Origin of the sequence: Kineococcus halophytocola, assembly GCF_041276425.1 — a bacterium.
GTDB classification, from domain to species: Bacteria; Actinomycetota; Actinomycetes; order Actinomycetales; family Kineococcaceae; genus Kineococcus; species Kineococcus halophytocola.
Genome location: NZ_JBGFTU010000013.1, coordinates 53,383 through 78,613, shown reverse-complemented (window position 1 = coordinate 78,613; position 25,231 = coordinate 53,383). Strand labels below are relative to the sequence as shown.

The following is a 25,231-nucleotide window of genomic DNA, read 5'->3' as shown; positions in this document are numbered from 1 at the left end:
ACGACCCCCTCGGGCCACCCACGGCTCACTCCACGGCGGTGCGACCCGTGGTGACACCGATGGGTGTCCCGATCGCGTCGGGCGCGGGCATCGGGCGCGGCGGCGGTCAGCCCGGCAGCGTCGCCCGCGAGCAGCGCGTCACGTACTCCAGCGCCAACGTCCCCGACAGCGGTGACCCGACCTGCCGCAGCCGCTCCTCCGCCTGCGCGCGCACGTCGGCGAGCACCTCCTCGCGCCGGGCCTCCTCCAGGGCGATGACCCAGCTGCGCGAGCGGGTCAGGTCCAGCAGGGACTCCACGGTCACCGGGTCGGACCAGCGCACGTCGTAGCGCTCCACCGGTCCGAAGGGGGCACCGACGCGGGGGGCGAGGCTGCCGAGCTGCTCCTCCCCGGGGCCGGGCAGCAGCCGGTCCAGCCGTGCGACCCACTCCACCCCGGCGTCGCGCACGTTCCACAGCAGGCCGAGCCGGCCGCCCGGGCGCAGCACGCGGGCGACCTCGGGGACGGCGGTGGCGGGGTCGACCCAGTGCCAGGCCTGGGCCATGAGGACGGCGTCGACGGACCCGTCGGGCAGCGGGATCGACTCCCCGGTGCCGTCGAGGACCTCCACGCCCGGCAGCACGCGGGAGAACGTCTCGCGCATCCCCGGGGACGGCTCGACGGCGGTGACGTCCAGGCCGCGGGCCACGAGCGAGCGGGTCAGCTTCCCCGTCCCGGCGCCGAGGTCGACCACGCGCAGCCGACGGCCCGGGGGAGCCGCGGGCAGCAGCCAGTCCAGGGCCTCGTCGGGGTAGCTGGGGCGGGCGCGGTCGTAGACGTCGGCGACGGCTCCGAAGGACCGTGCGCGTTCGAGCGCGGCGTCCGCGGCGCGCTCGCTGGGGGACCCGGGGTGGCTCACGGGCACATGGTGCCGTCCCGCGCCGGTGGCCGGGGAACCGCCCCGTTCGTCGGTAAGCTCTGCCCGCCATGCCTGTCGAAGATGAGGTCCAGCCCCCGAGCGGACCGGCGCCCGTCGCCACGATCGTGCTGCCCTGCTACAACGAGGAGGCGCACGTCCTGCTGGAGGTCGCGCGCATCACCAAGGCGATGGACGACGACGGCATGCCGTACGAGCTGCTGGCCATCGACGACTGCTCCACCGACGACACGCTGCAGGCCCTGCGCTCGGTCGAGCACGAGTACCCGCACCTGCGGGTCGTGGCCTTCCGCCGCAACGGCGGCTCGGGCACGGTGCGCCGCATCGGCACCCAGATGGCCCGCGGCGAGATCGTCGTGTGGACCGACGCGGACATGTCCTACGAGAACGAGCGCATCCCCGAGCTGGTGCGGGTCCTGCTCGAGGACGACTCCTACGACCAGGTCGTCGGGGCGCGCACGACGGAGGAGGGGTCGCACAAGGCGCTGCGGGTGCCCGCGAAGTTCGTCATCCGCAAGGTCGCCGAGGTCCTGGCCCGCCAGCGCATCCCGGACCTGAACTCCGGGCTGCGCGCGTTCCGCAAGTCGGTGTCGCTGCCGTACCTGCGGCTGCTGCCGGCCGGGTTCTCCTGCGTCACGACGATCACGCTGTCGTTCCTGTGCAACCAGCACGACGTGAAGTACGTGCCGACGAGCTACGCCAAGCGCGCCGGGAAGTCCAAGTTCCACTTCACCAAGGACGCCTACCGGTACATCCTGCAGGTGCTGCGCATGGTCATGTACTTCGAGCCGCTGCGCGTGCTCATGCCGGTGGCGCTGTTCCTCTTCGGCCTCGGCTTCGTCAAGGGCGTCACCGACATGTTCCGGCACGCCTTCTACTTCCCGGCCAACACCGTGCTGCTGCTGGTCTCCGGGCTGCTCATCGGTGCCGTCGCGCTGCTGGCCGACCTCGTCGTGCGCTCGCGGGACAGCGCGTGAGCGCCCCCGCCGCGGCGCGGCGCGTCGTCGTCCTCGGCCCCGCCCACCCGAACAAGGGCGGCATCGCGGTCCACACGACCGAACTGGCCCGGCACCTGGCCACCGGCGGCGACGACGTCAAGCTCGTCTCCTGGGCCAGCCTCTACCCCGAGCTGCTGTACCCGGGCCAGGTGGCGCTGCCGGAGGCGGCCCCGGAGGTGCCGGAGTTCTCCCCCACGCTACGGCCGCTGTCGTGGTCCTCGCCGGCGTCGTGGTGGCGCACCGGGCGCCGCATCGCCGGGGCCGACCTCGTCGTCCTGGCCCACGTCGTGCCGCTGCAGGTGCCGGCGCTGCTGACGGTGCTGGCCGCGATGCGCTCGGTGCACTCCCGGGCGCGGACGGTCGTCGTGGCGCACAACGTCCTGCCGCACGAGCCGGGCCCGGGGGACGAGCTGCTGGTGTCCCGGCTGCTGGCCGCCGTCGACGGGGTGGTCGTGCACTCCGAGGCGCAGGCCGCCCTCGCCCACACCCACGGCGCCCGCCGCGTCGTGACGGCCGACCTGCCCCCGCACCTGCCCGGCGGCCCCAGGCTCGCGGGCGAGGCCGGTTCGCGGGTGCCCCGCGACGGCGGGGTGCGGCTGCTGAGCCTGGGCGTGGTGCGCGAGTACAAGGGCCTGGACCTGCTGCTGGAGGCGCTGGGTGAGGTCCACCAGCGCGGGTTCGACGCGCGGCTGACCATCGCCGGGGAGCTGTGGGGCGCCGCCGGCCGGCGGGTCCGTGAGCTCGCGTCGGCCCCCGGGATGCGCGGTCACGTCGACCTGCGCGAGGGGTACGTCCCGGCCTCGGCCATCCCCGCGCTGATGGCCGCCCACGACGCCGTCGTGCTGCCCTACCGCTCCGGCACCGCCTCGCAGAACGCGCTGCTCGCCTTCGCCCACGGCCTGCCGGTCCTGGCCACCCGCGTGGGGTCCTTCCCGGCCCAGGTGCGCGACGGCGTCGACGGCCTCCTCGTCGAGCCCGGCAGCGCCGCGGCCCTGGCGCAGGGGCTGCTGCGCCTCGGGGGTGGTGGCCTGACGTCGCTGCGGGAGAACGTGCAGGCCCCCGACCTGCAGGCCCCGTGGGACGCCTACCTGGGCGCCGTGGACGAGGCCGCCCTCGGCGGCACGGCCGCGGCCCCGCCCGGGGGGAAGGCCCTGGCCGTCCTCAAGCGCGGTGCCGAGCACGCGCTGTGGGCCCGCGTCGGCGTGCAGCGCCGGGCCGGCGAGCAGCTCGCGGCCCGCAAGCTCACCGCCGCCCCCGCCGCCCGGCCCGTGCCCTCGGGCGTGCCGCGCACGGGCGTCCTGCACGACGCCGCCGAGGTCGCCGACGCGCTCGCGCAGACGAAGCGGCTGCACCTGCCCGCCCACCCCGACGCCCCGAAGAACTGGGACGCCCTCGGCGCCGTGGCGGCCGTCCTGACCCTGGCCGACGACGGGTCGCGCACGGCCCGCGTCCTGGACGCCGGCTCGGCCCGGTACTCACCCGTCCTGCCGTGGCTGCGCCTGTACGGCCTGGGCCGCACCCGCGGCGACCTGGCCGGGATCAACCTGGAGTTCGGCGCCACCGTGCACCGCGACGGGGTGGAGTTCCGCCGCGGCGACGTCACCGACACCGGACTGCCCGACGCCTCGCTGGACGCCGTGACCTGCATGTCCGTCATCGAGCACGGCGTCCCCATCGCCGGTTTCCTCACCGAGACGGCGCGCATCCTGCGGCCCGGCGGCGTGCTGGCCCTCTCGACCGACTACGACCAGTCGCCGCCGGACACGACCGGGGTCACGGCCTACGGCGCGCCGGTGAAGATCTTCTCCCCGGCCGACCTGCGCGACCTCGTCGCGCTCGCCGCCCGCGTCGGGCTCGACCTCGTCGGGGAGCTGACCGACGACGTCCTGGCCCACCCCGAACGTCCCGTGCACTGGAAGCGGACCGGGCTGGACTACACGTTCGTGCTGCTCACCTTCGTGCGGCGCTGAGGGGTGCTCTCCCGCCTCCTGGGGGTCCTGCGCTCGCCCGTCCTGCGGGCCGGGTTCCTCCTCCTCGCGCTCGCCCTGGCCGTCGTCTACGTCGTGCGCGACCGCGCCGCGATCGCCGACGCCTGGGCCCGCCTCGACGCGTGGTCGGTGCTGCTCGCGCTGCTGCTGTCCCTGGCCAACGTGACCCTCTCGGGGGCGTCGTGGCGGGCGGTGCTGGCCGACCTCGGCTCGGCGCTGCCCGTCGGCGCCGCGGCGCGGGTCTTCTTCGTCGGGCAGCTCGGCCGGTACATCCCCGGCACCGTCTTCCAGTTCGTGGCCCAGGCCGAGCTCGCCCGCGACCACGGGGTCCCGCGCCGGCGCACCGGCTCCGCCCTCGCCGTCGCGCTGCTGGTGTCCATGACGACCGCCTCGCTGCTGGTCACCGGGGTGCTGCCGCTGGCGCTGGGGGGCCGCGACCTCGCCGGCTGGGAGTGGACCGGCTGGCTGCGCTGGGCCACGCCGCTGCTGCTCGTCCTGCTCGTGCCGCAGGTCATCAACCCGCTGCTGGGCGTCCTGCTGCGGCTGGCCCGCCAGGAACCGCTGGAGCACCGCCTCACGCTGCGCGGTCTGCTCGCCTCCGCCGGCTGGGCCCTGGCCTCCTGGGTCGCGGTGGGGGGGCAGGTGTTCGTCCTGGCGCGCGCCGTCGGCGCCGACTGGCCGGCCGGGTCCACGTTCGCGCTCGCCCTCGGCGGGTACGCGCTGGCGTGGGTGGTCGGGTTCCTCGTCGTCCTGGCCCCGGCCGGGGCCGGCGCGCGCGAACTGGTGCTGGGCGCGGTCGTGGCGCTCGCCGCCGGGTCGGGGGGAGCGGCCGTCGTCGTCCTGGGCTCCCGCGTGCTGCTCACCGTCTCGGACCTGCTGCTGGCCTTCGCGGCGCTGGCCGGGCACCGGGCGGAGATCGTCGCCAAGGCCCGGGCGGCCCGCTCGCCGGAGTGATCCGGCAGGTGTCGATCTGGTCACGAACCGCACTGGACGCGGGTTTGGATTGGTCTTCGGGCGCACTTCTCGGCAGGGTGAGCGCCCGGCACGCGTCCTGACCCCGACCTCTCCCGGAAGTGATCGCCATGCGCCGCAGATCAGTCCTGGCCACCCTGGCCGCCTCCCCGCTCGTGGTGGCGGGGTGCAGCGCCGGGGACGAGGTGCCCACGGGGGAGGGGAACGCCTCCGGCGGCGGCGGTGGCACCGGTGCGTTCGTCGCCGCCATCAGCGCCCAGCCCGACCAGCTCGACCCGCACAAGACGACGGCCTACGCCGCCTTCCAGGTGCTGGAGAACGTCTACGACACCCTCGTCGTGCCCAGCCCCGACGACCTGTCCATGCAGCCGTCGCTGGCCACGGACTGGGAGACCAGCGACGACGAGCTGACCTGGACGTTCACCCTCGTCGAGGGCGCCACGTTCCACGACGGCACCCCGTTCAGGGCCTCCGACGTCGTGTTCTCCTACCGCCGGATCATCGACCAGCAGCTCGCGAACTCCGCGCGGTTCGCCACGGTGGCCGACATCACCGCCCCCGACGACTCCACCGTCGTCATCACCCTGAACCAGCCCACGCCGAACCTGCTCTCGCGCATCGGGGCGTTCAAGGGCATGGCCATCGTGTCCCAGGACGTCGACGAGCAGTCGCTGACGACGCAGGCCAACGGGACCGGGCCGTTCTCCCTGCAGGGGTCCTCGGCCAGCGAGATCTCCCTGAGCCGCTTCGAGGACTACTGGGGCGACGCCCCGCAGATCGGCGGGGTCACGTTCCAGTTCCTGCCCGAACCGGCCGCGGCGCTGACGGCGCTGACGACCGACCAGGTGCAGTGGACCGACAACGTGCCGCCGCAGCGGGTCGCCACCCTGGGCGACGACGAGTCCGTCGAGCTGGGCCAGGTCCCGAGCGTGGACTACTGGTACCTGGCGATGAACTGCGCCAAGGCGCCGTTCGACGACGTCGCCGTGCGCCGCGCCGTGGCCTTCGCGGTGGACCGCGAGGCCGTCACCGAGGCCGCGAAGTTCGACACCGCCCGGCCCAACCAGACCGCCATCCCCGAGGGCAGCGAGTGGTACTACGACTACGCGCCCTTCGAGACCGACGTCGACCAGGCCCGCCAGCTCCTGCAGCAGGCGGGGGTGCAGGGGCCGCTGACGATGGGCCTCATGGTCACCTCGGAGTACCCCGAGACCGTCACCGCCGCCCAGGTCCTGGCCAGCCAGCTCGAACCCCTCGGCATCACCGTGGACATCCAGACCGAGGACTTCGCGACCTGGCTGGACCGGCAGGGCCGCGGTGACTTCGACGCGTTCATGCTGGGGTGGCTGGGCAACATCGACCCCGCGGACTTCTACGACGAGCAGCACCGCACCGACGGGCCGAACAACTACCAGAAGTACTCCAACCCCGTCACCGACGACCTGCTGGACCGGGCGTCGGTGGAACCGGACCGGGACACCCGCAAGTCGCTGTACGACCAGGCGGCCAAGCAGATCGTCGACGACGTCTCCTACCTCTACCTGTACAACCCCGACGCCGTGCAGGTGTGGAAGCAGGGCATCACCGGGTACGAGGTGCGGGCCGACAAGGCGGTGAACTTCGACACGGTGGTCCTGCCGTCGTGACCGGTTTCGCCCTGCGGCGGACGCTGCAGGCGCTCGTCGTCCTCGTCGGCGTCAGCGTCGTGGCGTTCGCCCTGGTGCACCTCGTGCCGGGCGACCCCGTCCGGCTGGCGCTGGGCACCCGGTTCGACCAGGCCACCTACGACGCGCTGCGCGAGCGGGCCGGTCTGGACCAGCCGCTGCTCACGCAGTTCTTCACGTGGTTCGGCGGGGCCGTCACCGGCGACCTGGGCGTCAGCTTCCGCTCCGGTGACCCGGTCACCCTGCTCATCCTGGAACGGCTGCCCGCCACCGCGTCCCTGGCCGTGGCCTCGATCGTGGTGGCCCTGCTCATCGCCGTCCCCCTGGGCACGGCCTCGGCGCTGCGTCCGCGTTCGGTCGTGGACGGGGCCGGCACGGTGCTGTCCCAGATCGGCATCTCGGTCCCGGAGTTCTGGATGGGCATCATGCTCATCCTCGTCTTCGCCGGGACCCTGGGCTGGTTCCCGGCCGGTGGGTACGTGCCGCTGAGCGAGGACCCGGTGGGCTGGTTGCGCTCGCTCGTCCTGCCCGCCGTGACGACGGGGCTGGTCTCGGGCAGCGTGCTGACGCGGTTCACCCGTTCCAGCGTGCTGGAGGCGTTGTCGGCCGAGCACGTGCGCACCGCCCGGGCCAAGGGGCTGGGGGCGCGCGCGGTCCTGAACTGGCACGTCCTGCGCAACGCGCTGCTGCCCCTGGTGACGGTGACGGGCGTGCAGCTGGCCTACCTGCTCTCGGGGGTCGTGGTGGTGGAGATCGTGTTCGCCTGGCCGGGGCTGGGCCAGCTCGCGCTGCAGTCGGTGCAGGCCCGCGACTACCCGGTGCTGCAGGGGGCCGTCCTGCTGTTCGCCCTGGTGTTCCTCGTCCTGAACCTGGTGGTGGACCTGCTGTACTCCAAGCTCGACCCGAGGATCAGCGCGTGAGCGCCACGACCGGGGAGACCGGGGAGACCGGGGAGACCGGGGAGACCGGCGTCACCGCCGCCCCGCGCCGGCGCCCGTCGCTGGCGGGCCTGCGGCTGCTGCTGTCCTCCCCGCCGTCGGCGGCCGCCGCGGTGGTCCTCGTCGTGGTCGTCCTGGTGGCCCTGTTCGACGAGCAGATCGCCCCCGCCGGGGCCAACGACGTCGACGTGACCCAGCGGTTGCAGGCACCGGGCCCGGGGCACTGGTTCGGCACCGACGACCTGGGCCGGGACGTGCTGTCCCGGGTCGTGCTGGGGGCCAAGGTCTCCCTGCAGGTCGGGGCCGTGGCGGTCGGGTTCTCCCTCGTCGCCGGGGTCCTCGTCGGGTTGTTCGCCGGGTTCTACGGCCGCTGGGTCGACACCGTCCTCATGCGGTTCATGGACGTCCTGTTCGCGTTCCCGGCGATCCTGCTGGCCATCGCCGTCATCGCGGTGCTCGGGCCGGGGACGACGAACGCGATGATCGCCATCGGCATCACCTACACCCCGGTGTTCGCCCGGGTCACGCGCTCGGCGGTCCTGGGGGTGCGCGAGACGGTGTACGTGCGCGCGTCCCGGTCCACCGGCGCCTCGGACCTGCGGTTGCTGTTCCGGCACGTGCTGCCGAACGCGGCCCCGCCGGTCATCGTGCAGACGTCGGTGAGCCTGGCGTTCGCCGTGCTGGCCGAGGCGGCGCTGTCCTTCGTCGGCCTGGGCACCCAGCCCCCGGACCCGAGCTGGGGCCGGATGCTGTCCGAGGGCCGGGGGTACATCGACCTCGCCTGGTGGATCGCGGTGTTCCCCGGCCTGGCCATCGTCCTGCTCGTCCTGTCGTTCAACCTGCTCGGGGACGGGTTGCGCGACGTGCTGGACCCGCAGCAGCGCAGCGCGTTGCAGGCCGGGAAGCGCACGCCCGGCGGTCGCCGGGGGAGGAGGTCGCGATGAGCGTCCTGGAGGTCCGCGACCTGCGGGTGGAACTGGACACCCCGCGCGGGACGGCGCACATCGTCAACGGCCTGGACTACACCGTCGACGCCGGGGAGACCGTCGCGATCGTGGGGGAGTCCGGCAGCGGCAAGAGCGTGTCGGTCATGGCGCTGCTGGGGTTGCTGCCCGGGCACGCCCGCGTCGGGGGGTCCGCGCGGTTCGAGGACCGCGAACTCGTCGGCGCGAGCGAGTCCGAGCTGCGCACCGTGCGCGGCAACGGCATCGGCATGGTGTTCCAGGACCCGATGACGTCGCTGAACCCCGTCCTGACCATCGGCCGGCAGGTGAGCGAGGGGTTGCTGGCCCACCGGCTCGTGCCCTCGAAGAAGGCCGCGCGCGAGCGGGCCGCCGACCTGCTCGCCGACGTCGGCCTGCCCGACCCGCGCGGGGTCCTGGACCGCTACCCGCACCAGTTGTCCGGCGGGATGCGCCAGCGCGTCGTCATCGCGATCGCCCTGGCCGGGAACCCGCGGCTGCTCATCGCCGACGAGGCGACCACCGCGCTCGACGTCACCGTGCAGGCGCAGATCCTCGACCTCGTCGCGCGGTTGCAGGACGAGCACGGCACCGGCGTCGTGTGGATCACCCACGACCTCGGGGTCGTCGCCGGGACCGCCGACCGCGTGCTCGTCATGTACGGCGGTCGCTGCGTCGAGGACGGCACCGTGCAGGAGGTGTTCGACGCCCCCGCGCACCCCTACACCCGCGGGCTGCTGGGGTCGCTGCCCTCGCTGGAGTCCCCGACCGAGGACCTCGTGGCGATCCCGGGCACGCCGCCGCCCCCGACGGACCTGCCGCCGGGGTGCGTGTTCCACCCGCGCTGCCCCGTGCGCGGGGACGCGCGCTGCGCCACCGAGCAACCGCCGCTGGTGCCCGTCGGGAGTTCCGGCACCCACCGCGCGGCGACGTTCTACGGGCTGGAGGAACGGTGACGACCGACGGGACGAGCGACGTGCTGGTGCGGGCGCGGGATCTGCAGGTGCACTTCCCCGTCCGGTCCACGGGGGTGCGGCGCCGGACGACCGGGGCCGTGCGGGCCGTCGACGGCGTCGACCTCGACGTCCTCCGCGGCGAGACCCTGGGGCTGGTGGGGGAGTCCGGCTGCGGGAAGTCGACGCTGGGCAACGCGCTGCTGCGGCTGGTGGAACCCACGGGCGGCACGGTGGAGTTCGACGGCACCGACGTCACGGGGTTGTCGTCCCGGGACCTGCGGGCGCTGCGGCGCCGCGCCGTCATGGTGTTCCAGGACCCCTACGCCAGCCTGGACCCCCGCACGACGGTGGGGCAGACCATCGCCGAGCCGTTGCAGGTGCACGGCCTGCACCGCGGGGCGGGGGCCCGCGCGACCCGCGTCGCCGAACTCCTCGACCTCGTCGGGCTCGACCCCTCGGTCGCCTCCCGGTACCCGCACGAGTTCTCCGGCGGCCAGCGTCAGCGCGTCGGCATCGCCCGCGCCCTGGCCGGTGAACCCGACTTCGTCGTCTGCGACGAGGCGATCGCCTCCCTCGACGTCAGCGTGCAGGCGCAGGTGCTGAACCTGCTGCGCTCGCTGCAGCAGCGGCTGGGCCTGACGCTGCTGTTCGTCTCCCACGACCTCGCCGCCGTGCGGCACCTGTCCGACCGGATCGCCGTCATGTACCTGGGCCGGGTCGTCGAGGTCGCCTCCGCGGCCGACCTCGCCGCCGACCCGCAGCACCCCTACACCCAGGCCCTGCTGTCCGCCGTCCCCGTGCCCTCCCCGGCGCGGGAGCGGCAGCGCGAGCGGATCGTGCTGTCCGGGGACGTGCCCTCGGCGGCGCGGGTGCCCTCGGGGTGCCGGTTCCGGACGCGCTGCCCGCAGGTGTTCGAACCGTGCGACAGCGTCGACCCGGCGCTGCAGGCGGTCGGGCAGGGCGTCGGGGGCGAGGGCCACGTCGCGGCCTGCCACCTGCACGGGCTCGTGTCGGCCGGCGACTGACCCCGTCCCCTCCGCGCCCTCCGGGGTTCCTGCGCGCCGCCGAGGTTCTGCCTCGTTGCCTCCCCGGGGCCGATCATCGGCCCCGGGGAGGCAACGAGGCCACCCCGTGTCCCTCCGCAGCGAGGCCGCGCTGGGCCAACGAGGCCGATCATCGGCCCCGGGGAGGCAACGAGGCCACCCCGCGCTCCTCGGGGAGGCGACGAGGGCTCAGCGGGCCCCGTCCGGCCGGGCCGCCGCCACCGCCCGGAACGCCTCCAGCACCGCGGCCGTGGGCGCGTCCGTGCCGCGCCCGGCGCGCGTGGCGGCGTAGATGGACCGCGCGGGCGGCCGGCCCGCCAGCGGCACGACGCGCAACCCGTCCGGGCGCAGCGGGTGCGCCAGCCGCGGGACGAGGGCGACCCCGGCGCCGGCCGCGACGAGGGCGGCCAGGTCGTCCCACTCGGACGTCTCGTGCCGCACGTCGGGGGCGAAACCGGCTGCGGCGCAGGCCCCGGCGGTGATCTGGTGGCAGGCGTCGCCGAGGGCGGCCGCGACCCAGGTCTCCTGCGCCAGCTCGGCCAGGTCCAGCTCCTCGCGGCCCGCCAGCCGGTGCCCGGCGGGCAGCAGGACGTCCAGGACGTCGGTGAGCAGGTCCACGCGGTCGTAGCGGGCGTCGTCGCTGCGCGGGCCGGCCGGGTGGTCGACGGTGACGACGACGTCCAGGTCCCCGCCGTCCAGGCCGGCGACCGCCTCGGCCGGTTCGCGTTCGCGCACGAGCAGCCGCACGCCCGGACGCTCGGTGCGCAGCCGCGCCAGCGCGGGCCCGACGACGGCGAAGACGGCGCTGGCCATCGTCCCGACGCGCACCTCCCCGACGAGGCCGGCGTCGAAGGCGAGCAGGTCGGCCCGGGCCCGTTCCAGCTGCGCGGCGACGGTGTCGGCGTGGCCGAGCAGGACGCGGGCCTGGCCGGTGAGGCGGACGCCGCGGCCCTGGCGTTCCAGCAGGGGCACGTCGAGGTCGCGGGCCAGGCCGGCGAGCTGCTGGGAGACCGCCGAGGGGGTCAGGTGCAGGGCGGCGGCGGTCGCGGCCACCGTCCCGCGCCGTTCCACCTCGCGCAGCAGGCGCAACCGTCGCAGGTCGATCGTGAAGTCCTCGCTGTCGAGACTCATGAGAAAACTCTAGATGGACTGAATGCTCAGGGGGGCGGCACGATCGGACCGTGACCCGACGCGCCGCCCTCCTGTTCGCCGCCCTGAGCCTGGCCTGGGGCGTCCCGTACCTGCTCATCAAGATCGCCGGCGCCGAGCTGGCCCCCTCGACCCTCGTGCTCGTGCGCACCGCGCTGGCCGCGCTCGTCCTGGCCCCCCTGGCCCTGGCCCGCCCGGACGTGCGGCGGTCCCTGCCCGCCCTGGCGCGCCGGTGGAAGGCCCTCGCCGCCTACACCGGGTTCGAGATCGTCGGGCCGTGGCTGTTCCTGGCCCGCGCCGAGCACGACCTGCCCAGCTCCACGACGGCCGTCGTCATCTCCGCCGTGCCCGTCGTCGGCGTCCTGCTCGCCCTCGCCACGCGCCGGGCCGAGCACCTCGGCGCGCTCGGGTGGGCCGGGCTGGCGCTCGGCACCGCCGGGGTGGTGACCCTGGTGGGGTTCGACCTGCACCCGGGGCAGGCCGGGGCCGTGGCCGAGCTCGCCGTCGTCGTCGTGGGCTACGCCGTCGGGCCCGCCGTGCTGGCCCGCCACCTCGCCGATCTGCCCGGCCCGGCCGTCGTGCTGGCCAGCCTCGTGCTCGCGGCCCTCGTCTACGTCCCCGTCGTGGCCCTCGGGCCCGGTCTGCCGCCGGCGGTGCCCTCCGGTGCGGTCCTGGTCTCGGTCGCGGTGCTGGCCGTCGTCTGCACCGCCGGAGCCTTCCTGCTGCTGTTCGCCCTGGTCGGGGAGATCGGGCCGGTCCGCGCCACGGCGATCGTCTACGTCAACCCGGTCGTCGCCGTGGTGGCCGGCGCGGTCGTCCTGGGCGAGCGGGTCACCGCCACGACGCTCGCCGGTTTCGTCCTCGTCCTGGCCGGCTCCTACCTGGCCACCCGGCCGCCGGCACGCCGTCCCGGGCCGGTCGCCCCGGCGCTTACCGTGGAGGCGTGACGCCGGACGGAGAGCTGCGCTGGGCCCCCGGCCGGCCCGTGCCCGTCACCGCCGTGCTGCGGCCGCTGCGCCGCGGCGCCGGTGACCCGACCTACCGGCAGGACCCCGACGGGTCCGTCTGGCGCGCCACCCGCACCCCGGACGGGCCCGTCGTGCTGCGGGTGCGGGCCCGTCCCGCCGACGCCTCGGTCCACGCCCAGGCCTGGGGCCCGGGGACGGACCGGGCCCTGGCCGGGGTGCCCGACCTCCTCGGCGCTGCCGACGACACCTGGGCCGACTTCGTGCCCCGCCCCGAGCACCCCGTCCTCGTGGAGTCCTGGCGCGCGCACCAGCACTGGCGCGTCGGCCGCACCCGGGCCGTCTTCGAGGCCCTGTCGGCCTCGGCGCTGGAGCAGGTCGTCACGGGGGTGGAGGCGTTCGCCGCCTGGCGCCGCCTCGTGCACCGGTTCGGCGACCCCGCCCCCGGCCCCGCCGGGCTGGTGCTGCCCCCGACGCCGGAGCAGTGGCTGCGGGTGCCGTCCTGGGAGTGGTTGCAGGCCGGGGTCGAACTGCGCCGCCGGAGGGTGACGATCCTGGCCGCCCCCCGCGCGGCCGGGCTGGAACGCACGCTGGCCCTGGGCCCGGAGGAGGCTGACCGCGCGCTCCGCTCGCTGCCGGGGGTGGGGGTGTGGACGTCGGCGGAGGTCCGCCAGCGCGCGCACGGGCACGCCGACGCGTTCAGCTTCGGGGACTACCACGTCGCCAAGGACGTCTCGTGGGCGCTGACGGGGGAGGTGCTCGACGACGCCGGCTGCGCCGAGGTCATCGAGTGCTACCGCGGGCACCGGTTCCGCGTCCAGCGGCTCCTGCAGTTCGCCGGGGCCCACCGGCCCCGCCGCGGCCCGCGGATGACCCTGCCCACCCACACGCCGAACCGGGCGGTGCGGGCCGCGCGCTGACTACGCCGGCGCCCGCGCGACCGCGCGCACCGGCGACCCGTCCCCACCGGCGAGCGCCCACCCGAACGCCGCGAACTCCACCCGCTCGGGCAGGTCCCCGAGGCCGCGCAGGTTCTCCACCACGACACCGGGGTCGGACCGGTCGCCGAGCAGCACCCGGTGCACGGCCAGGGTTCCCGGGCCGTCCACGCTCGCCGCGTCGATGCCGACGGTGCGCACCCCGGCGGAGCGCAGGTACCGTGCCGCCCCGAGGCTCAGGTGGGGGTGGTCGAACTCGGCGGCGGTCCCGGCGCGGGCGTCCCACCCGGTGCGTAGCAACGCGATCCGCGCGCCCGACGGCCAGGGCCCCAGGGGTTCCGGCCCCACGACGCGGACCCCGCGGACGTCGAGGACGAGCGCCGGTCCCGCGAACAGGTCCAGCGGCAGCTCGTCGAGCGCCGGGCCGTCCGGGTCGACGTGGGCGGGGGCGTCGACGTGGGTCCCCGTGTGGGTCCCCAGCGACAGGGCCGTGACGCGGCAGAACTCCCCGTCCGAACCCGGCAGGGGGTGGGCCGAGAACTCCGGGTCGCCCGGGTACACCGGCATCCCGGCCGCGAGGGGCCGGGACAGGTCGACCCAGCCGCTCGCGGACACCGGGACGCTCAGCGGGGCAGTTCGACGGTGCGGACCAGGACGCCGCCGTCCTCGCGGTCGGCCAGCCCCACGAGGAACTCCGTCCACAGCGCCGCCAGCACCCGCTGGGTCAGGGCGCCGAGGGAGAAGTCGTCGGCGGCCTCCACGCGCAGGGCCGGGCCCTGCCGGCGGACCACCCCGCCGGTCACCGGCCCGGCGGCCAGGGCGACCTCGGCGGCCCGGTCCAGGCGCTCGGTCAGGGTGCCCGGCGTCACCGGCGGGGGTTCGACCCCGCCGGCGCCCAGCGCGGCCCGCACCGCTTCGACGTGGCCCAGGCGGAACCAGTCGCCGGCCCCGGAGCGCACGAGGGACCGGGCGCCGGGCCCGGGGTCGTCCAGGGGCAGCACGAGGTCGCCCAGGCCGCGGAACAGCGCGGCCGGGACCCCCTCGGCCTTGCCCTTGACGAGGTCGGCGGCGGCGGCCAGCTCGTCGACGACGGCGCGCGCGGTCACCGACAGCTCCCGGCCGGAGGTGTCCAGGCTGCCGCGCAGGTCCTCCACCGGGTCCAGCCCGGCGACGCCGAGGGCGAAGTCGGTCTGACCGGTGCGCCAGGGCCGGCCCGCGGTGTCGGTGACGACGACGCCGACGACGGCACCGGTCAGCTCGTGCAGGCGGGTCCGCAGGGCGCGGGCCGCGGCGTCGGGGTCGTGCGGCAGCGTCAGGACCACCTCGCCCTCGACGTTGGAGGCGTCCACGCCCGCCGCGGCCATGACCGGCCCGGCGGCCGACTCCACGATGCGCGCGGTGCCGCCGGCGGTGCGCCGGGCGGCGACGAGGCGGCGGGACTCGCGCAGGACGACCTCGTCGCGGTCGGTGTCGGCCACGGTGAGCCCGGCCGCCTTGGACACGACCTTGCTGGAGACCGCGATGACGTCGCCGTCGGACAGGGAGGCGCGCTGGGCGTGCAGGGCGTCCACGACGAGCGCGGCGACGTCGTCCCCGGCGTGGACCTCCCCGATCCCGGTGAGCCCGACGACCTGCAGGTGGCCCGGGCCCTGGTGGGCGCTCACGCGGCGCGCTCGCGGTCGGTGATCTCGCCCGCCAGGTCCAGGGCGGCCCCGGCGAGGTCGGCCGTCGCGGCCGGTGAGCTCATGAGCAGGGGGCGGCGGCGCACGGCCAGGCCGGGCCGGTCGGGGGCCTCGTCCCCCTCGGCGATGAGCCAGCCGTCGAGGAAGTCGGCGTACAGCCCGGCGACGGCGGCGGCCGTCGTCGGCACGCCGATGGCGCTCAGGCAGGCGTCGGCCATGCCGCGCACGGGGGCCCCGGCGATGACGGGGGAGACGCCGACGACGGGTGCGGCCGTCTCCACGAGCGCCTGCCGCACCCCGGGCACCTGCAGGACGGTGCCGATGGACACGACGGGGTTGGACGGCGGCAGGACGACGACGTCGGCCCCGCCCAGCGCGTCCAGGACGCCGGGGGCGGGGGTGGCCGCGGCGGCGCCGACGGCCTCGATCCGCACGGCGGGGACCGCGGCGTGCAGCCGGACCCACCACTCCTGGAAGTGCACCCGGCGCAGCGCGCCGCCGGGGCCGTCGGCGAGGTCGACGTGGGTCTGCACGACGTCGTCGGTCATGGGCAGCAGCCGCACGCCCGGCCGCCACCGCTCGCACAGGTGCGCGGTGACCTCCGAGAGCGTGGCGCCCTCGGCGAGCATCCGGGTGCGGACCAGGTGGGTGGCGATGTCCTTGTCGCCGAGGGTGAACCAGGACGGGCCGGCGCCGTAGGCGGCGAGCTCGGCCGCGACGCCGGAGGTCTCCTGCGCCCGGCCCCAGCCGCGCTCCTCGTCGATGCCGCCGCCGAGGGTGTACATGACCGAGTCCAGGTCGGGGGAGATGCGCAGGCCGTGGAAGGTGACGTCGTCGGCGGTGTTGCCGACGACCGTCACCACCGCCTCGCGCCGGGCCGGGTCGGGGGAGGCCGCCAGGTGCGCCAGCAGTCCGCGCAGGAACCGGGCCCCGCCGACACCGCCGGCGAGGGCCGTGATCCGCAGGGGCCGGCCGGGGCCGTTCACGTCGCTCACGGTGCTCATCATCCCCTGTCGCCCGCCCGGGCCCTCGGAGTCCTCCGTGCGGTGGGTGCGGCTGCGTGGACCTGGTGTGACGGATGTGGTCGGAGTCTTCGCACGTGCGCGACCAGGTACCACGACGGGCTTGACTCCGGGGGACGACACGCGTGTAATTCCACCAGTGGTGGTCGTACGGTGACAGGCACATCACGGTGAGTGACAGGACCGAGGCTGTGGGGGCCACCAGTGACTGACGACGTCGACGACTTCGACCTCGAGGACGAGACCGGGGACCAGATCGGGGGCGAGAGCGGTTCCCCGGGCCCCGACGGGCGCCCGGAGCTGACGCTCGTCGAGATGACCGGCGGGCTGACGGGCCTGTCCGGCCTGACGCCGGAGGACCCGGGCTGGGCCGAGCTGGCCCTGTGCGCCCAGACCGACCCCGAGGCCTTCTTCCCCGAGAAGGGCGGGTCCACCCGCGAGGCCAAGCGCGTGTGCCAGTCCTGCGAGGTCCGCCAGGAGTGCCTGGAGTACGCCCTGGGCAACGACGAGCGCTTCGGCATCTGGGGCGGGCTCAGCGAGCGCGAGCGCCGCCGCCTCAAGCGCCGCATCGGCTGACGCCGCCCCCGCGGGCCCCCGCGCTCAAGGTGGCCGCCCGGTCTGCCGACAGGACAGCTCGGGAGGGCCGTCGGACCTCCGAGCGCGGGAGGGAAGCGATGAACCAGTCGATCTGGGAGCGGCGCCAGGCCGTCGCCTCCCGCCTGGAGGGGCACGTGCGCCAGGAGCGCCTCGTGCGCGACGAGTTCGAGGCGGCCCTGGCCACCGCGTCCCTGGACGCGTCCGTCGTGGACCCCGACGGCCACCTCGGCCGCGCGGTCACGGCCGTGGCCGCCCTGGCCGCGGACAGCCCCGGCTTCGACGTCGTGCTCGGCCTGTCCTCCGGCGGGCACGGGGTGCGCGTGCACGCCGGCCCCGACGGCCGGGCCCAGGTGCAGGTCGTCGAGCTCACCGCCCACGCCTCGGCCCCGACCGCGGTGGCCTCGGAGCTGGCCGCGCTGCTGTGGCAGCGCTGACGACCTCGGACGCCCGGGCCTGACCTTCTAGAAACGTTTCAGGATCATCCGTTCGGCGGCTGCAGGTCCCGCCGCGGCACGACGATCCATCTTCCAGCGCCGGTCTCCCGGCGAGCACCGTCACCGATGACTGTCCGGTGCGCCTCGACCGCGAGGGCGCCCCGCTGGAAGAGGAGCAAGGATGACCTTCTTGTTGCGTCGCGTCCGGGTGGGCGCACGCTTCGCCATCGCGTTCGGGGTGATCCTGACGCTGACCCTGCTGACCGGCCTGGTCGCCTACGTCGGGAGCCACGCGCAGTCGCAGGCCATGGACAACACCCGGCAGACCTCCCGGGTGGTGCAGTACGCCACGCAGCAGAAGTTCTGGAGCGCCACCGTCTCGGGCTGGCAGATCGGCGTCGCGTTCGACACCTACCGCATCGGCACCGCCGCCGCCCTGGACCCGGCCTCGGTGAACTACGCCGGCCTGGAGCGGGACAAGCAGGCCCTGCGCCTGGACCTGCTCACCGCGCCGCTGGACATCATGACCCCGCGCGAGCAGGACATGAACAAGCAGCTCATCACGCTGTGGGACAACTGGTTCGACTTCAACAACCGCGCGCTCATCGCCTACCGCGACGACCGCGTCGGCGACGCCGAGAACTACCTGCGCAACGGTCTGGACGCCTTCACCTCCATCGTGGCGCTGACCGACGAGCTCGCCGCCTCCGTCGAGGCGCGCGACGCCGCCGCCCAGGACACCGCCGCGCAGACCGCGCGCACCGCCCAGGGCTTCATCATCGGCTTCGCCGTCCTGGCCGTCGGCCTGGTGGCCCTCATGCTGCTGGCCCTCATCCGCACCGTCGTCACCCCGCTGCGCCAGCTCACGGCCCGCGCCGACGAGGTCGCCTCCGAGCGCCTGCCCGCGGCCATCAGCGCGGTGCGCGCCATGCCCGCCGACGCCACGCCGCCCACGCTGCCCGCGTTCTCGGTCCAGGCGAAGGACGAGCTGGCCGACCTGGCCGTCGCCTTCAACCACGTCCAGGACAGCGCCCTGGACCTGGCCGTCGAGCAGCACCGCGCCGACCGCGCCGCCGCCGAGATGCTCGTCAACCTCGGCCGCCGCAACCAGAACCTGCTCAGCCGCACCCTGGCCTTCCTGGCCGACCTGGAGCGCGGCGAGCGCGACCCGCAGGTCCTGGACAAGCTGTTCAAGCTGGACCACCTGTCCACCCGCGTGCGCCGCAACGCCGAGTCGATGCTCGTCCTGGCCGGTGCCGAGCAGACCCGCGCCAAGTCCCGCCCGGTCAAGGTCGCCAGCGTCGTGCGCGCCGCCCTGGCCGAGATCGAGGACTACTCCCGCGTCGACCTGTCCGCCCTGGACGACGTCACGCTGCACGGCAGCGCCGCCGCCGACACCACCCACCTGCTGGCCGAGCTGCTGGAGAACGCCACCGCGTTCTCCGCCGGCAGCACCCGGGTCGTGGTCACCGGTGCGGCCACCCTGGAGGGCGGGTACCGCATCACCATCGCCGACGCCGGCATCGGCATGAGCGCCGAGGAGCTGGACGAGGCCAACGGCCGCATCGCCTACGCGGCCCTGACCCGCCCGGACTCGCGCCTGCTGGGGCACCACGTCGTCGGTCTGCTGGCCGACCGCTGGTCGATGGGGGTCGTCCTGTCCGCCGGGCCGAGCGCGGGTGTCGTCGCGACGGTCGAGCTGCCCGCCTCGCTCGTCGTCGAGGCCCCCGTCGGGGCCCCCGTCCAGGCCTCGGCCGAGGCCCCGGCCGAGGCCGCCGTCATCGCCCCGGTCAGCGCGCCCGTCGTCCCCGTCGCCGAGCCCGCGCTCGTCGCCGCGGTGCAGGCCGTGCAGCCCGCCCCGGTCGAGGCCCTGGCCCCCGCCCCGGCGACCCCCGCCCCGGCCCCGGTCCGGGAGTCGGCCCCGGCCGTCCCCTCCGCCCGCGTCCGCGGCGCCCAGCTCGGTGAGCTCGGCCGCGACCTGGGCCGCACGGCCGACACCGGCTCCGGCCCGGTCGTGGCCTCGCTGCCGGCCCAGGCGCTCTCCGCGCCGTCCGCACCGGTCGTGCCCACCCGGGTGCGCGGTGCCCAGCTGCCCGACACCGGCCAGGACGCCGCGGCGACGGCGACCACCTCCCGCTCGGCCGAGCAGGTCCGCCGCGGCCTGTCCGGCCTGCAGAGCGGCGTCTCGCGCGCCCGCCGCGACAGCGCCGACCTCCTCAGCCCCACCACGTCCGACGAAGCCACCGCAGCGCACCCCGAGAGCGAGTGATCATGAGCATCGACGTCACCAGTGCGACCGTCAGCCAGAACGCGCAGGACGTGAACTTCCTGCTCGAGCGCTTCGTCGAGCAGACCCCGGGCGTGGAACAGGCCATCGGGGTGTCCTCCGACGGCCTGCTCATGACCATGCGCGCCGACCTCGTGCGCGCCGACGCCGACAAGCTCGCCGCCACGGTCTCGGGCCTGACGACGCTGGCCGTCTCGGCCTCGCGCCTGCTGTCCAAGGGCCCGCTGAGCCAGGTCATCACCGAGTTCGGCTCCGGCTACCTGCTGGTGTCCTCCATCGCGGGCCGGGCCTGCCTGGGGGTCGTCACCGCCGCCGACTGCGACCTGGGTCTCGTCGGCTACGAGACGACGATGCTCGTCGAGCGGGTCGGGTCGCTGCTGACGCCCGAGCTGGTCACCGAGCTGAAGACGTCCCTGCAGCTGTGAACCCCGACGCGTTCGAGGACGTCGAGGACTTCGACGAGTTCGACCGCCCGTTCCTCGGGGCGGGGACCCCCACCCCCACCTCCTCCACCGCCCCGGGCACCGTCCCGGCGGCGGGGGAGGAGGACGGGGTGGGAGACGGTGAGGAGGTCCGCGCCTACCTCCTCACCGGCGGGCGCACCGGCGGCGGTGCGGCCGGGATCGCCATGGAGACCACCGCCGTGCTCACCCCGCAGGGGGAGCAGGCGGTGGCCGCCCGGTCGCTGGCCTTCGAGTCCGGTCAGGTCCTGCAGGTGTGCGCGCAGGCGCGGTCGGTCGCCGAGGTGGCCGCCCTCGTCGGCATCCCCCTGGGCGTGGCCCAGGTCCTGGTCGGCGACCTCGTCGGCCGTGAACTGCTCATCACGACGTCCACCGCGAAGTCCCTCGCGTTCGACGTCTCGTTCATCGAGAGGTTGATCAACGGTGTCGCTGCCCTCTGACGTCCGGCCGCCCGCTGCGGTCGCCGTGAAACGCCCCCCCATCCCGGTCAAGATCCTCGTCTCCGGCGGGTTCGGGGTCGGCAAGACCACCACCGTCGGCGCCCTCTCGGAGATCGAGCCGCTGAGCACCGAGGCCGCCATGACCTCGGCCTCGGTCGGCGTCGACTACGCCGGGGAGGGCAGCGAGAAGACGACGACGACGGTGGCCATGGACTTCGGCCGGGTCACCATCGACGACAGCATCATCCTGTACATGTTCGGCACCCCCGGGCAGGACCGGTTCGGCTTCATGTGGAACGACCTGGCCGACGGCGCCCTCGGCGGCATCGTCCTGGTCGACCCCAGCCGCATCGACGACTGCTTCGTGGCGCTGGACTACTTCGAGAAGATCGGCCTGCCGTTCGTGCTGGCCGTCAACTCCTTCGCCGGCCGCAGCCAGCTCACGCTGGAGCAGGTGCGGGCCGCGGCCAACGTCGACCCCGCCGTCCCGGTCGTCGCCCTCGACGCCCGCAGCCGCGAGGACGTCAAGCGGGCCGTCCTGACCCTGCTGCAGCTCATCCTGTCGCGGGCCAAGGCGGCCTGAGGTCCCCCGGGCGGGCGGGGTTCACTCGCCGTAGCGGGGGTCCACGTCCTCCGGTGGCAGGTCGAGCAGGTGCGCCACCTGCTCGACCACCACGTCGGCGACGAGGTCGTCGAGGTCGTCGCCGTCGGCGCGCGTCTCCAGCGGACGGCGGTACAGCACCACCCGGGCCGGACGCTGCCCCTGGGACGGGAACAACCGGCCCAGGGGCACGACGTCGTCCTCCCACGGGGCCGGGTCCGAGGGCGGGACGTCCTCCACGGCGAACTCCACCCCCGCGAGCTGCTCGGCCCAGCGCCGCTCCAGCAGCTCCACGGCGTCGAGCACGAGGTCGTCGAAGCGCTCGGCCCGCGTGCGCGCGGCCGGCAGCGAGGCGGGCAGCAGCGGCCCGCGCAGACCGCGGCCGTGGCGGTCACGGCGTCGGCGGGGGCGGGTCTGAGCCCGGCGTCGGAGGACCACCGGGCGAGAGTACCCGCGGCGCGCCCCCGCCCCGGTGCGCGGCGCGGTGCTCGGCGGGGGACCGCGCTGGGGGGTAGCGTGCCGCGCGTGACCACCCGCACCCCAGGAACGAACGCCTCCCGCCCGGGAGCCGGCCGATCCACCGCACCCAGCGCCCGGCGCTGCTCGCGGACCGCGTGCGGGGGGACCGCCGTGGCGACCCTGACCTACGTGTACTCCGACTCCACCGCCGTCCTGGGGCCGCTGGCCACGTTCGCCGAACCCCACACCTACGACCTGTGCGCCGTGCACGCCGAGCGGCTCACCGCCCCGCGCGGCTGGGAGGTCGTGCGGCTGGCCCCGGAGCTGCTGGAGGCGGCCAAGCACCACGACGACCTCGACGCCCTCGTCGACGCCGTCCGGGACCGCCCGGCCGGTGGCAGGGGTGCGCGGGGCATCGACCCGGACGCCCCGGCGGTCCGGCGCGGTCACCTGCGCGTCATCGGCGACCACGACCAGGACTGAACGACCAGGACCGGGCGTCCCGGTGCGGCGGCCGAGGTCGTCCGCTGTGACGTCTCAAGCCCGCGGCGGCGGTGCCGATGGACTGCCGTGCCAGCCGCCGACACCCCCCGCGCCGCTCGTCGCCCCCGCGCCGCCCGCACCGCGCCGCCGCTGGGGTCGCTGACCCAGGCCGCCCACCGCGAGAACGCCGCCTGCACCCACTGCGGCAGCGAGCGCGTCACCCAGCTGACCATGTCCCTCACCGACGGCACCCCCGTGCAGTTCGTCTCCTGCCACGTGTGCGAGGAGCGCAGCTGGTCCTCGGCCGCGGGCCCGCTGAGCGTGGACGGCATCCTGGAACGCTCCCGCAAGCGCTGAGACCACCCGACCGGGGCAGCGCCGGGCTCCGCGGCAGCGTCGCCCGCCGGGGCCCGCTTGTAGGCTCGCCGCCGTGAGCGCCCCGACCGTGAACCTGTCGTCCGTCATCAAGGCCTACGACGTCCGGGGCACCGTCCCCGACCAGCTCGACGCCCGCGTCGTGCGCGCCATCGGCGCCGCCTTCGCCGAGGTCGTCGTCCTGCCCGAGACGCCCGCCGGTCAGGGCGCCAAGGCCGTCGTCGGGTACGACATGCGGCCCTCCTCCCCGGAGCTGTCCGCCGCCTTCGCCGACGGGGTCGCCTCCCGCGGCGTCGACGTCACCGTCATCGGCCTGTGCTCCACCGACGGCCTCTACTTCGCCAGCGGGTTCCTCGACGTCCCCGGCGCCATGTTCACCGCCAGCCACAACCCCGCGCAGTACAACGGGATCAAGCTGTGCCGCGCCGGGGCCAGGCCCGTCGGGCAGGACACCGGCCTGTCCGCCGTGCGCGACCTCGCCCAGAGCTGGCTGGACTCCGGGGAGGTCCCCGACGGCACCGGCGCCGTCGGGGCCGTCGACGAGCAGGACCTGCTGAAGGCCTACGCCGCGCACCTGCGCTCCCTGGTCGACCTCACCGGCGGCCGCCGCCTGAAGGTCGTCGTCGACGCCGGCAACGGCATGGGCGGGTTCACCGCCCCGGCCGTCCTCGGCGACGACGCGGGCCTGCCCGCCCTGCCGCTGGACGTCGTCCCGCTGTACTTCGAGCTCGACGGCACGTTCCCGAACCACGAGGCGAACCCGCTGGACCCGAAGAACCTCCTCGACCTGCAGGCCGCCGTCCCGGCCGAGGGCGCCGACATCGGCCTGGCCTTCGACGGCGACGCCGACCGCTGCTTCGTCGTCGACGAGAAGGGCGCCCCCGTCAGCCCCAGCGCCGTCACCGCGATGGTCGCCCGCCGCGAGATCGCCAAGGAGCTGCGCGCCGGCCGCCGGCCGGTCGTCATCCACAACCTCATCACCTCCCGCGCCGTGCCCGAGCTCGTCGCCGCCGACGGCGGGACCCCCGTGCGCACCCGGGTGGGGCACTCCTTCATCAAGCAGCGCATGGCCGAGGAGGGCGCCGTCTTCGGCGGGGAGCACTCCGCGCACTACTACTTCCGCGAGTTCTGGTCCGCCGACACCGGGATGCTCGCCGCGATGCACGTCCTGGCCGCCCTGGCCGAGCAGGACCGCCCGCTGTCCGAGCTGGCCGCCGAGTACGAGCTGTACGCCGCCAGCGGGGAGATCAACTCCACCGTCGCCGACGCCGCCGCCGTCACCGAGGCCGTCGTGGCGGCGATCACGGAAACGGTTGCGGCAGAGGGGGAGACGGTCGAGGTCGACCGCCTCGACGGGGTCACCGTGTTCCACCCCGCCTCGGCGGCCCAGCCCATGTGGTGGTTCAACCTGCGCGCCTCCAACACCGAACCGCTGCTGCGGCTGAACGCCGAGGGCGCCGACGAGGCGACGATGGCCGTGATCCGCGACCGGGTCCTCGCGATCGTCCGCGGGGAGTCGGCGTGAGCGCGGCCGACGGCGCCCCGGTGAGCGAGTGGGTCCTGCAGCTCCTGCGCTGCCCGCTCACCGGTCAGCCCCTGAGCCCCGCGACCGTCGACGGGGAGACGTTCCTCGCCACCCCCGACGGCATCCGCTACCCCGTCGTCGACGGCGTCCCGGTGCTGCTGGCCGACGCCGCCCTCGACGTCCCGCAGCAGAGGGGGGACCGCGCGTGACCGCCCTGGACGAGACCCTGCTCGCCGACGGCGACGCCCTCGCCGCGGCCGACGTCGGCGGTGTCCTGCGCGCCCTGGCCAGCGCCGGGGCCCAGGTCCGCGAGGCGCTGGACCTGTCCGCCGAGGCCGGCCTGGCCCGGTTGGCCGACGACGACCGCCCCCGCGCCGTCGTCGTCGCTGCCCTCGCCGGCAGCTCCGCCGTCGCCGACGTCCTCACCGCCCTCGCCGGGCGCAACTGCCCCGTGCCTGTCGTCGTCCGCCACGGCGGCCCGCTGCCGAGCTGGGTCGGGCCGCTGGACCTCGTCATCGCCGTCTCGCTGTCCGGCCGGGCGCCGGGACCGGTGGCGCTCGCCGTCGAGGCCTCCCGCCGCGGTGCCCGCGTCGTCACGGTCGCGGGGGAGGGCTCCCCGCTGGCCGAGGTGGGGGCCCGGCACGGCAACGTCCAGGTCCGGCCCGCCCGCGGCGTGCGCGCCGACGGCGGCGACCCGCGGTCCTCGCGCGTCGCGCTGTGGTCGCTGCTGACGCCGGTGCTGCTGGCCTGCGACGCGATGACGCTGCTGAGCGCGGGCCCGGCCGACCTGGCCGGGGTGGCCGACCGCCTCGACGCCGAGGCCGAGGCGTCCCGGCCCTGGACCGAGACGTTCGTCAACCCCGCCAAGACGCTGGCCCTGGAGCTGTCCGGGGCCGTGCCGGTGGTGCTGGCCGACGGGGACCTCACGGCCGCCGCGGCCCGCCGCGCCGCCTCGATGCTGGCCCGCACCGCCCGCGTGCCCGCGGTCAGCGGGGCCCTGCCCGACGACGCCAGCGAGGTGGTGGCGACCTTCGGCGGCCCCTTCGCCGCCGGCGTCGAGGACGTGTTCGCCGACCCGTTCCTCGACGGGCCCGCGGACCCCCGGATGCGGCTGGTCGTCCTGCGCGACGCCCCCGCCGCCGTGCGCGAGGAGGACCGCCGCCTGGCCGACGCCGTCACGACGACGGCGACCGACGCGGGCGTGCGGACCTCGGAGGTCGTGGCCGAGAACGGGTCCCCGGCCCAGCGGCTGGCCCAGCTCGTGGCCCGCACCGACTTCGCGGCCGCCTACCTCGCGCTGGCCTCGGGGACGGACCCGGCGCTGTCCCCGCACGTCGCCGACCTCAAGGACCGGCTGGGCTGACCTGCCGGCCCGG

The 25,231-nt window shown here is 75.4% G+C and carries 27 protein-coding genes; 21 read left to right on the top strand and 6 right to left on the bottom strand.

What is annotated here, in order from left to right; translation table 11 throughout:
- Nucleotides 1-106: 106 nt before the first annotated feature.
- The gene (locus tag AB2L27_RS12660; protein WP_370441832.1) at nucleotides 107-898 is read right to left on the bottom strand and encodes a class I SAM-dependent methyltransferase; all 792 of its coding nucleotides are present in this window, start codon (nucleotides 896-898) and stop codon (nucleotides 107-109) included.
- 68 nt (nucleotides 899-966) lie between these two features.
- On the opposite strand from AB2L27_RS12660, the gene AB2L27_RS12655 reads away from it, so the two are divergent.
- The 8 genes from AB2L27_RS12655 (at nucleotide 967) to AB2L27_RS12620 (ending at nucleotide 10,419) form a co-directional block, all read left to right on the top strand.
- A complete protein-coding gene (locus tag AB2L27_RS12655; protein WP_370441831.1) occupies nucleotides 967-1,893 on the top strand; it encodes a glycosyltransferase family 2 protein in 927 nt (308 codons plus the stop codon).
- The gene (locus tag AB2L27_RS12650) at nucleotides 1,890-3,884 is read left to right on the top strand and encodes a glycosyltransferase (protein ID WP_370441830.1); all 1,995 of its coding nucleotides are present in this window, start codon (nucleotides 1,890-1,892) and stop codon (nucleotides 3,882-3,884) included. The genes AB2L27_RS12655 and AB2L27_RS12650 overlap by 4 nt, the downstream gene beginning before the upstream one ends.
- Nucleotides 3,885-3,887: 3 nt before the next feature.
- Nucleotides 3,888-4,856, top strand: coding sequence for a lysylphosphatidylglycerol synthase domain-containing protein (locus tag AB2L27_RS12645; protein WP_370441829.1), 969 nt, complete (start codon nucleotides 3,888-3,890; stop codon nucleotides 4,854-4,856).
- A gap of 119 nt (nucleotides 4,857-4,975) precedes the next feature.
- The gene (locus AB2L27_RS12640; RefSeq protein WP_370441828.1) at nucleotides 4,976-6,520 is read left to right on the top strand and encodes an ABC transporter substrate-binding protein; all 1,545 of its coding nucleotides are present in this window, start codon (nucleotides 4,976-4,978) and stop codon (nucleotides 6,518-6,520) included.
- Nucleotides 6,517-7,458 (top strand): ABC transporter permease, encoded by a 942-nt coding sequence (locus tag AB2L27_RS12635; RefSeq protein ID WP_370441827.1) that lies wholly within the window; start codon nucleotides 6,517-6,519, stop codon nucleotides 7,456-7,458. The genes AB2L27_RS12640 and AB2L27_RS12635 overlap by 4 nt, the downstream gene beginning before the upstream one ends.
- On the top strand, nucleotides 7,455-8,420 hold the full coding sequence (locus AB2L27_RS12630; protein ID WP_370441826.1) for an ABC transporter permease: 966 nt from the start codon (nucleotides 7,455-7,457) through the stop codon (nucleotides 8,418-8,420). The genes AB2L27_RS12635 and AB2L27_RS12630 overlap by 4 nt, the downstream gene beginning before the upstream one ends.
- Nucleotides 8,417-9,394, top strand: coding sequence for an ABC transporter ATP-binding protein (locus AB2L27_RS12625; RefSeq protein WP_370441825.1), 978 nt, complete (start codon nucleotides 8,417-8,419; stop codon nucleotides 9,392-9,394). The genes AB2L27_RS12630 and AB2L27_RS12625 overlap by 4 nt, the downstream gene beginning before the upstream one ends.
- Entirely contained in the window at nucleotides 9,391-10,419 is a 1,029-nt protein-coding gene (locus AB2L27_RS12620) for an ABC transporter ATP-binding protein (RefSeq protein ID WP_370441824.1), read from the top strand. The genes AB2L27_RS12625 and AB2L27_RS12620 overlap by 4 nt, the downstream gene beginning before the upstream one ends.
- 207 nt (nucleotides 10,420-10,626) lie before the next feature.
- On the opposite strand, the gene AB2L27_RS12615 is transcribed toward AB2L27_RS12620, so the two are convergent.
- Complete coding sequence (locus AB2L27_RS12615; protein WP_370441823.1) at nucleotides 10,627-11,568, bottom strand: LysR substrate-binding domain-containing protein; 942 nt, start codon at nucleotides 11,566-11,568, stop codon at nucleotides 10,627-10,629.
- A 50-nt stretch (nucleotides 11,569-11,618) separates the two neighbouring features.
- Between AB2L27_RS12615 and AB2L27_RS12610 the strand changes: the two genes are divergently transcribed.
- Both AB2L27_RS12610 and AB2L27_RS12605 read left to right on the top strand, forming a co-directional pair.
- Nucleotides 11,619-12,533: a DMT family transporter gene (locus tag AB2L27_RS12610; protein WP_370441822.1), complete on the top strand. Its 915-nt coding sequence runs from the start codon at nucleotides 11,619-11,621 to the stop codon at nucleotides 12,531-12,533.
- Nucleotides 12,530-13,471 carry a DNA-3-methyladenine glycosylase family protein gene (locus AB2L27_RS12605; protein ID WP_370441821.1) on the top strand — a complete coding sequence of 314 codons (942 nt, stop codon included), beginning with the start codon at nucleotides 12,530-12,532 and terminating at the stop codon, nucleotides 13,469-13,471. The genes AB2L27_RS12610 and AB2L27_RS12605 overlap by 4 nt, the downstream gene beginning before the upstream one ends.
- Here the strand turns inward: AB2L27_RS12605 and AB2L27_RS12600 are convergent, their stop codons facing one another.
- From AB2L27_RS12600 to cofD, 3 genes are read right to left on the bottom strand one after another with little or no spacing between them, the layout of a single operon-like run.
- On the bottom strand, nucleotides 13,472-14,104 hold the full coding sequence (locus tag AB2L27_RS12600) for a cyclase family protein (protein WP_370441820.1): 633 nt from the start codon (nucleotides 14,102-14,104) through the stop codon (nucleotides 13,472-13,474).
- Between the two features lie 8 nt (nucleotides 14,105-14,112).
- Entirely contained in the window at nucleotides 14,113-15,153 is a 1,041-nt protein-coding gene (cofE, locus tag AB2L27_RS12595) for a coenzyme F420-0:L-glutamate ligase (protein ID WP_370441819.1), read from the bottom strand.
- The gene (gene cofD, locus AB2L27_RS12590; protein ID WP_370441818.1) at nucleotides 15,150-16,175 is read right to left on the bottom strand and encodes a 2-phospho-L-lactate transferase; all 1,026 of its coding nucleotides are present in this window, start codon (nucleotides 16,173-16,175) and stop codon (nucleotides 15,150-15,152) included. The genes cofE and cofD overlap by 4 nt, the downstream gene beginning before the upstream one ends.
- Nucleotides 16,176-16,508: 333 nt before the next feature.
- Between cofD and AB2L27_RS12585 the strand changes: the two genes are divergently transcribed.
- The 6 genes from AB2L27_RS12585 (at nucleotide 16,509) to AB2L27_RS12560 (ending at nucleotide 20,995) form a co-directional block, all read left to right on the top strand.
- On the top strand, nucleotides 16,509-16,769 hold the full coding sequence (locus AB2L27_RS12585) for a WhiB family transcriptional regulator (protein WP_370441876.1): 261 nt from the start codon (nucleotides 16,509-16,511) through the stop codon (nucleotides 16,767-16,769).
- Between the two features lie 98 nt (nucleotides 16,770-16,867).
- Nucleotides 16,868-17,224, top strand: coding sequence for a hypothetical protein (locus AB2L27_RS12580; RefSeq protein WP_370441817.1), 357 nt, complete (start codon nucleotides 16,868-16,870; stop codon nucleotides 17,222-17,224).
- 181 nt (nucleotides 17,225-17,405) lie between these two features.
- On the top strand, nucleotides 17,406-19,493 hold the full coding sequence (locus AB2L27_RS12575) for a HAMP domain-containing protein (protein WP_370441816.1): 2,088 nt from the start codon (nucleotides 17,406-17,408) through the stop codon (nucleotides 19,491-19,493).
- 2 nt (nucleotides 19,494-19,495) lie between these two features.
- Nucleotides 19,496-19,936: a roadblock/LC7 domain-containing protein gene (locus AB2L27_RS12570; protein ID WP_370441815.1), complete on the top strand. Its 441-nt coding sequence runs from the start codon at nucleotides 19,496-19,498 to the stop codon at nucleotides 19,934-19,936.
- Nucleotides 19,933-20,412 carry a DUF742 domain-containing protein gene (locus AB2L27_RS12565; RefSeq protein WP_370441814.1) on the top strand — a complete coding sequence of 160 codons (480 nt, stop codon included), beginning with the start codon at nucleotides 19,933-19,935 and terminating at the stop codon, nucleotides 20,410-20,412. Before AB2L27_RS12570 ends, AB2L27_RS12565 begins: the two co-directional genes overlap by 4 nt.
- Before the next feature lie 25 nt (nucleotides 20,413-20,437).
- On the top strand, nucleotides 20,438-20,995 hold the full coding sequence (locus AB2L27_RS12560; RefSeq protein WP_370441813.1) for a GTP-binding protein: 558 nt from the start codon (nucleotides 20,438-20,440) through the stop codon (nucleotides 20,993-20,995).
- A gap of 21 nt (nucleotides 20,996-21,016) precedes the next feature.
- On the opposite strand, the gene AB2L27_RS12555 is transcribed toward AB2L27_RS12560, so the two are convergent.
- Entirely contained in the window at nucleotides 21,017-21,451 is a 435-nt protein-coding gene (locus AB2L27_RS12555) for a metallopeptidase family protein (RefSeq protein WP_370441812.1), read from the bottom strand.
- Nucleotides 21,452-21,538: 87 nt separating this feature from the next.
- Here AB2L27_RS12555 and AB2L27_RS12550 point away from each other — a divergent pair, with 87 nt between their 5' ends.
- From AB2L27_RS12550 to AB2L27_RS12530, 5 genes are all read left to right on the top strand, one after another.
- Nucleotides 21,539-21,955, top strand: coding sequence for a DUF3499 domain-containing protein (locus AB2L27_RS12550; RefSeq protein WP_370441811.1), 417 nt, complete (start codon nucleotides 21,539-21,541; stop codon nucleotides 21,953-21,955).
- 87 nt (nucleotides 21,956-22,042) lie between these two features.
- Nucleotides 22,043-22,312, top strand: a complete 270-nt coding sequence (locus AB2L27_RS12545) for a hypothetical protein (protein WP_370441810.1) — start codon at nucleotides 22,043-22,045, stop codon at nucleotides 22,310-22,312.
- A 73-nt stretch (nucleotides 22,313-22,385) separates the two neighbouring features.
- On the top strand, nucleotides 22,386-23,855 hold the full coding sequence (locus tag AB2L27_RS12540; RefSeq protein ID WP_370441809.1) for a phosphomannomutase/phosphoglucomutase: 1,470 nt from the start codon (nucleotides 22,386-22,388) through the stop codon (nucleotides 23,853-23,855).
- On the top strand, nucleotides 23,852-24,064 hold the full coding sequence (locus AB2L27_RS12535) for a Trm112 family protein (protein WP_370441808.1): 213 nt from the start codon (nucleotides 23,852-23,854) through the stop codon (nucleotides 24,062-24,064). Before AB2L27_RS12540 ends, AB2L27_RS12535 begins: the two co-directional genes overlap by 4 nt.
- A complete protein-coding gene (locus tag AB2L27_RS12530; protein WP_370441807.1) occupies nucleotides 24,061-25,218 on the top strand; it encodes an SIS domain-containing protein in 1,158 nt (385 codons plus the stop codon). The genes AB2L27_RS12535 and AB2L27_RS12530 overlap by 4 nt, the downstream gene beginning before the upstream one ends.
- Nucleotides 25,219-25,231 lie beyond the last annotated feature (13 nt).

Coding starts and splice junctions, on each gene's coding strand:
- AB2L27_RS12655 (WP_370441831.1), top strand. CDS start 967: ATGCCTGTCGAAGATGAGGTCCAGCCCCCGAGCGGACCGGCGCCCGTC.
- AB2L27_RS12625 (WP_370441825.1), top strand. CDS start 8,417: ATGAGCGTCCTGGAGGTCCGCGACCTGCGGGTGGAACTGGACACCCCG.
- AB2L27_RS12615 (WP_370441823.1), bottom strand. CDS start 11,568: ATGAGTCTCGACAGCGAGGACTTCACGATCGACCTGCGACGGTTGCGC.
- cofD (WP_370441818.1), bottom strand. CDS start 16,175: ATGAGCACCGTGAGCGACGTGAACGGCCCCGGCCGGCCCCTGCGGATC.
- AB2L27_RS12585 (WP_370441876.1), top strand. CDS start 16,509: ATGACCGGCGGGCTGACGGGCCTGTCCGGCCTGACGCCGGAGGACCCG.
- AB2L27_RS12580 (WP_370441817.1), top strand. CDS start 16,868: ATGAACCAGTCGATCTGGGAGCGGCGCCAGGCCGTCGCCTCCCGCCTG.
- AB2L27_RS12575 (WP_370441816.1), top strand. CDS start 17,406: ATGACCTTCTTGTTGCGTCGCGTCCGGGTGGGCGCACGCTTCGCCATC.
- AB2L27_RS12570 (WP_370441815.1), top strand. CDS start 19,496: ATGAGCATCGACGTCACCAGTGCGACCGTCAGCCAGAACGCGCAGGAC.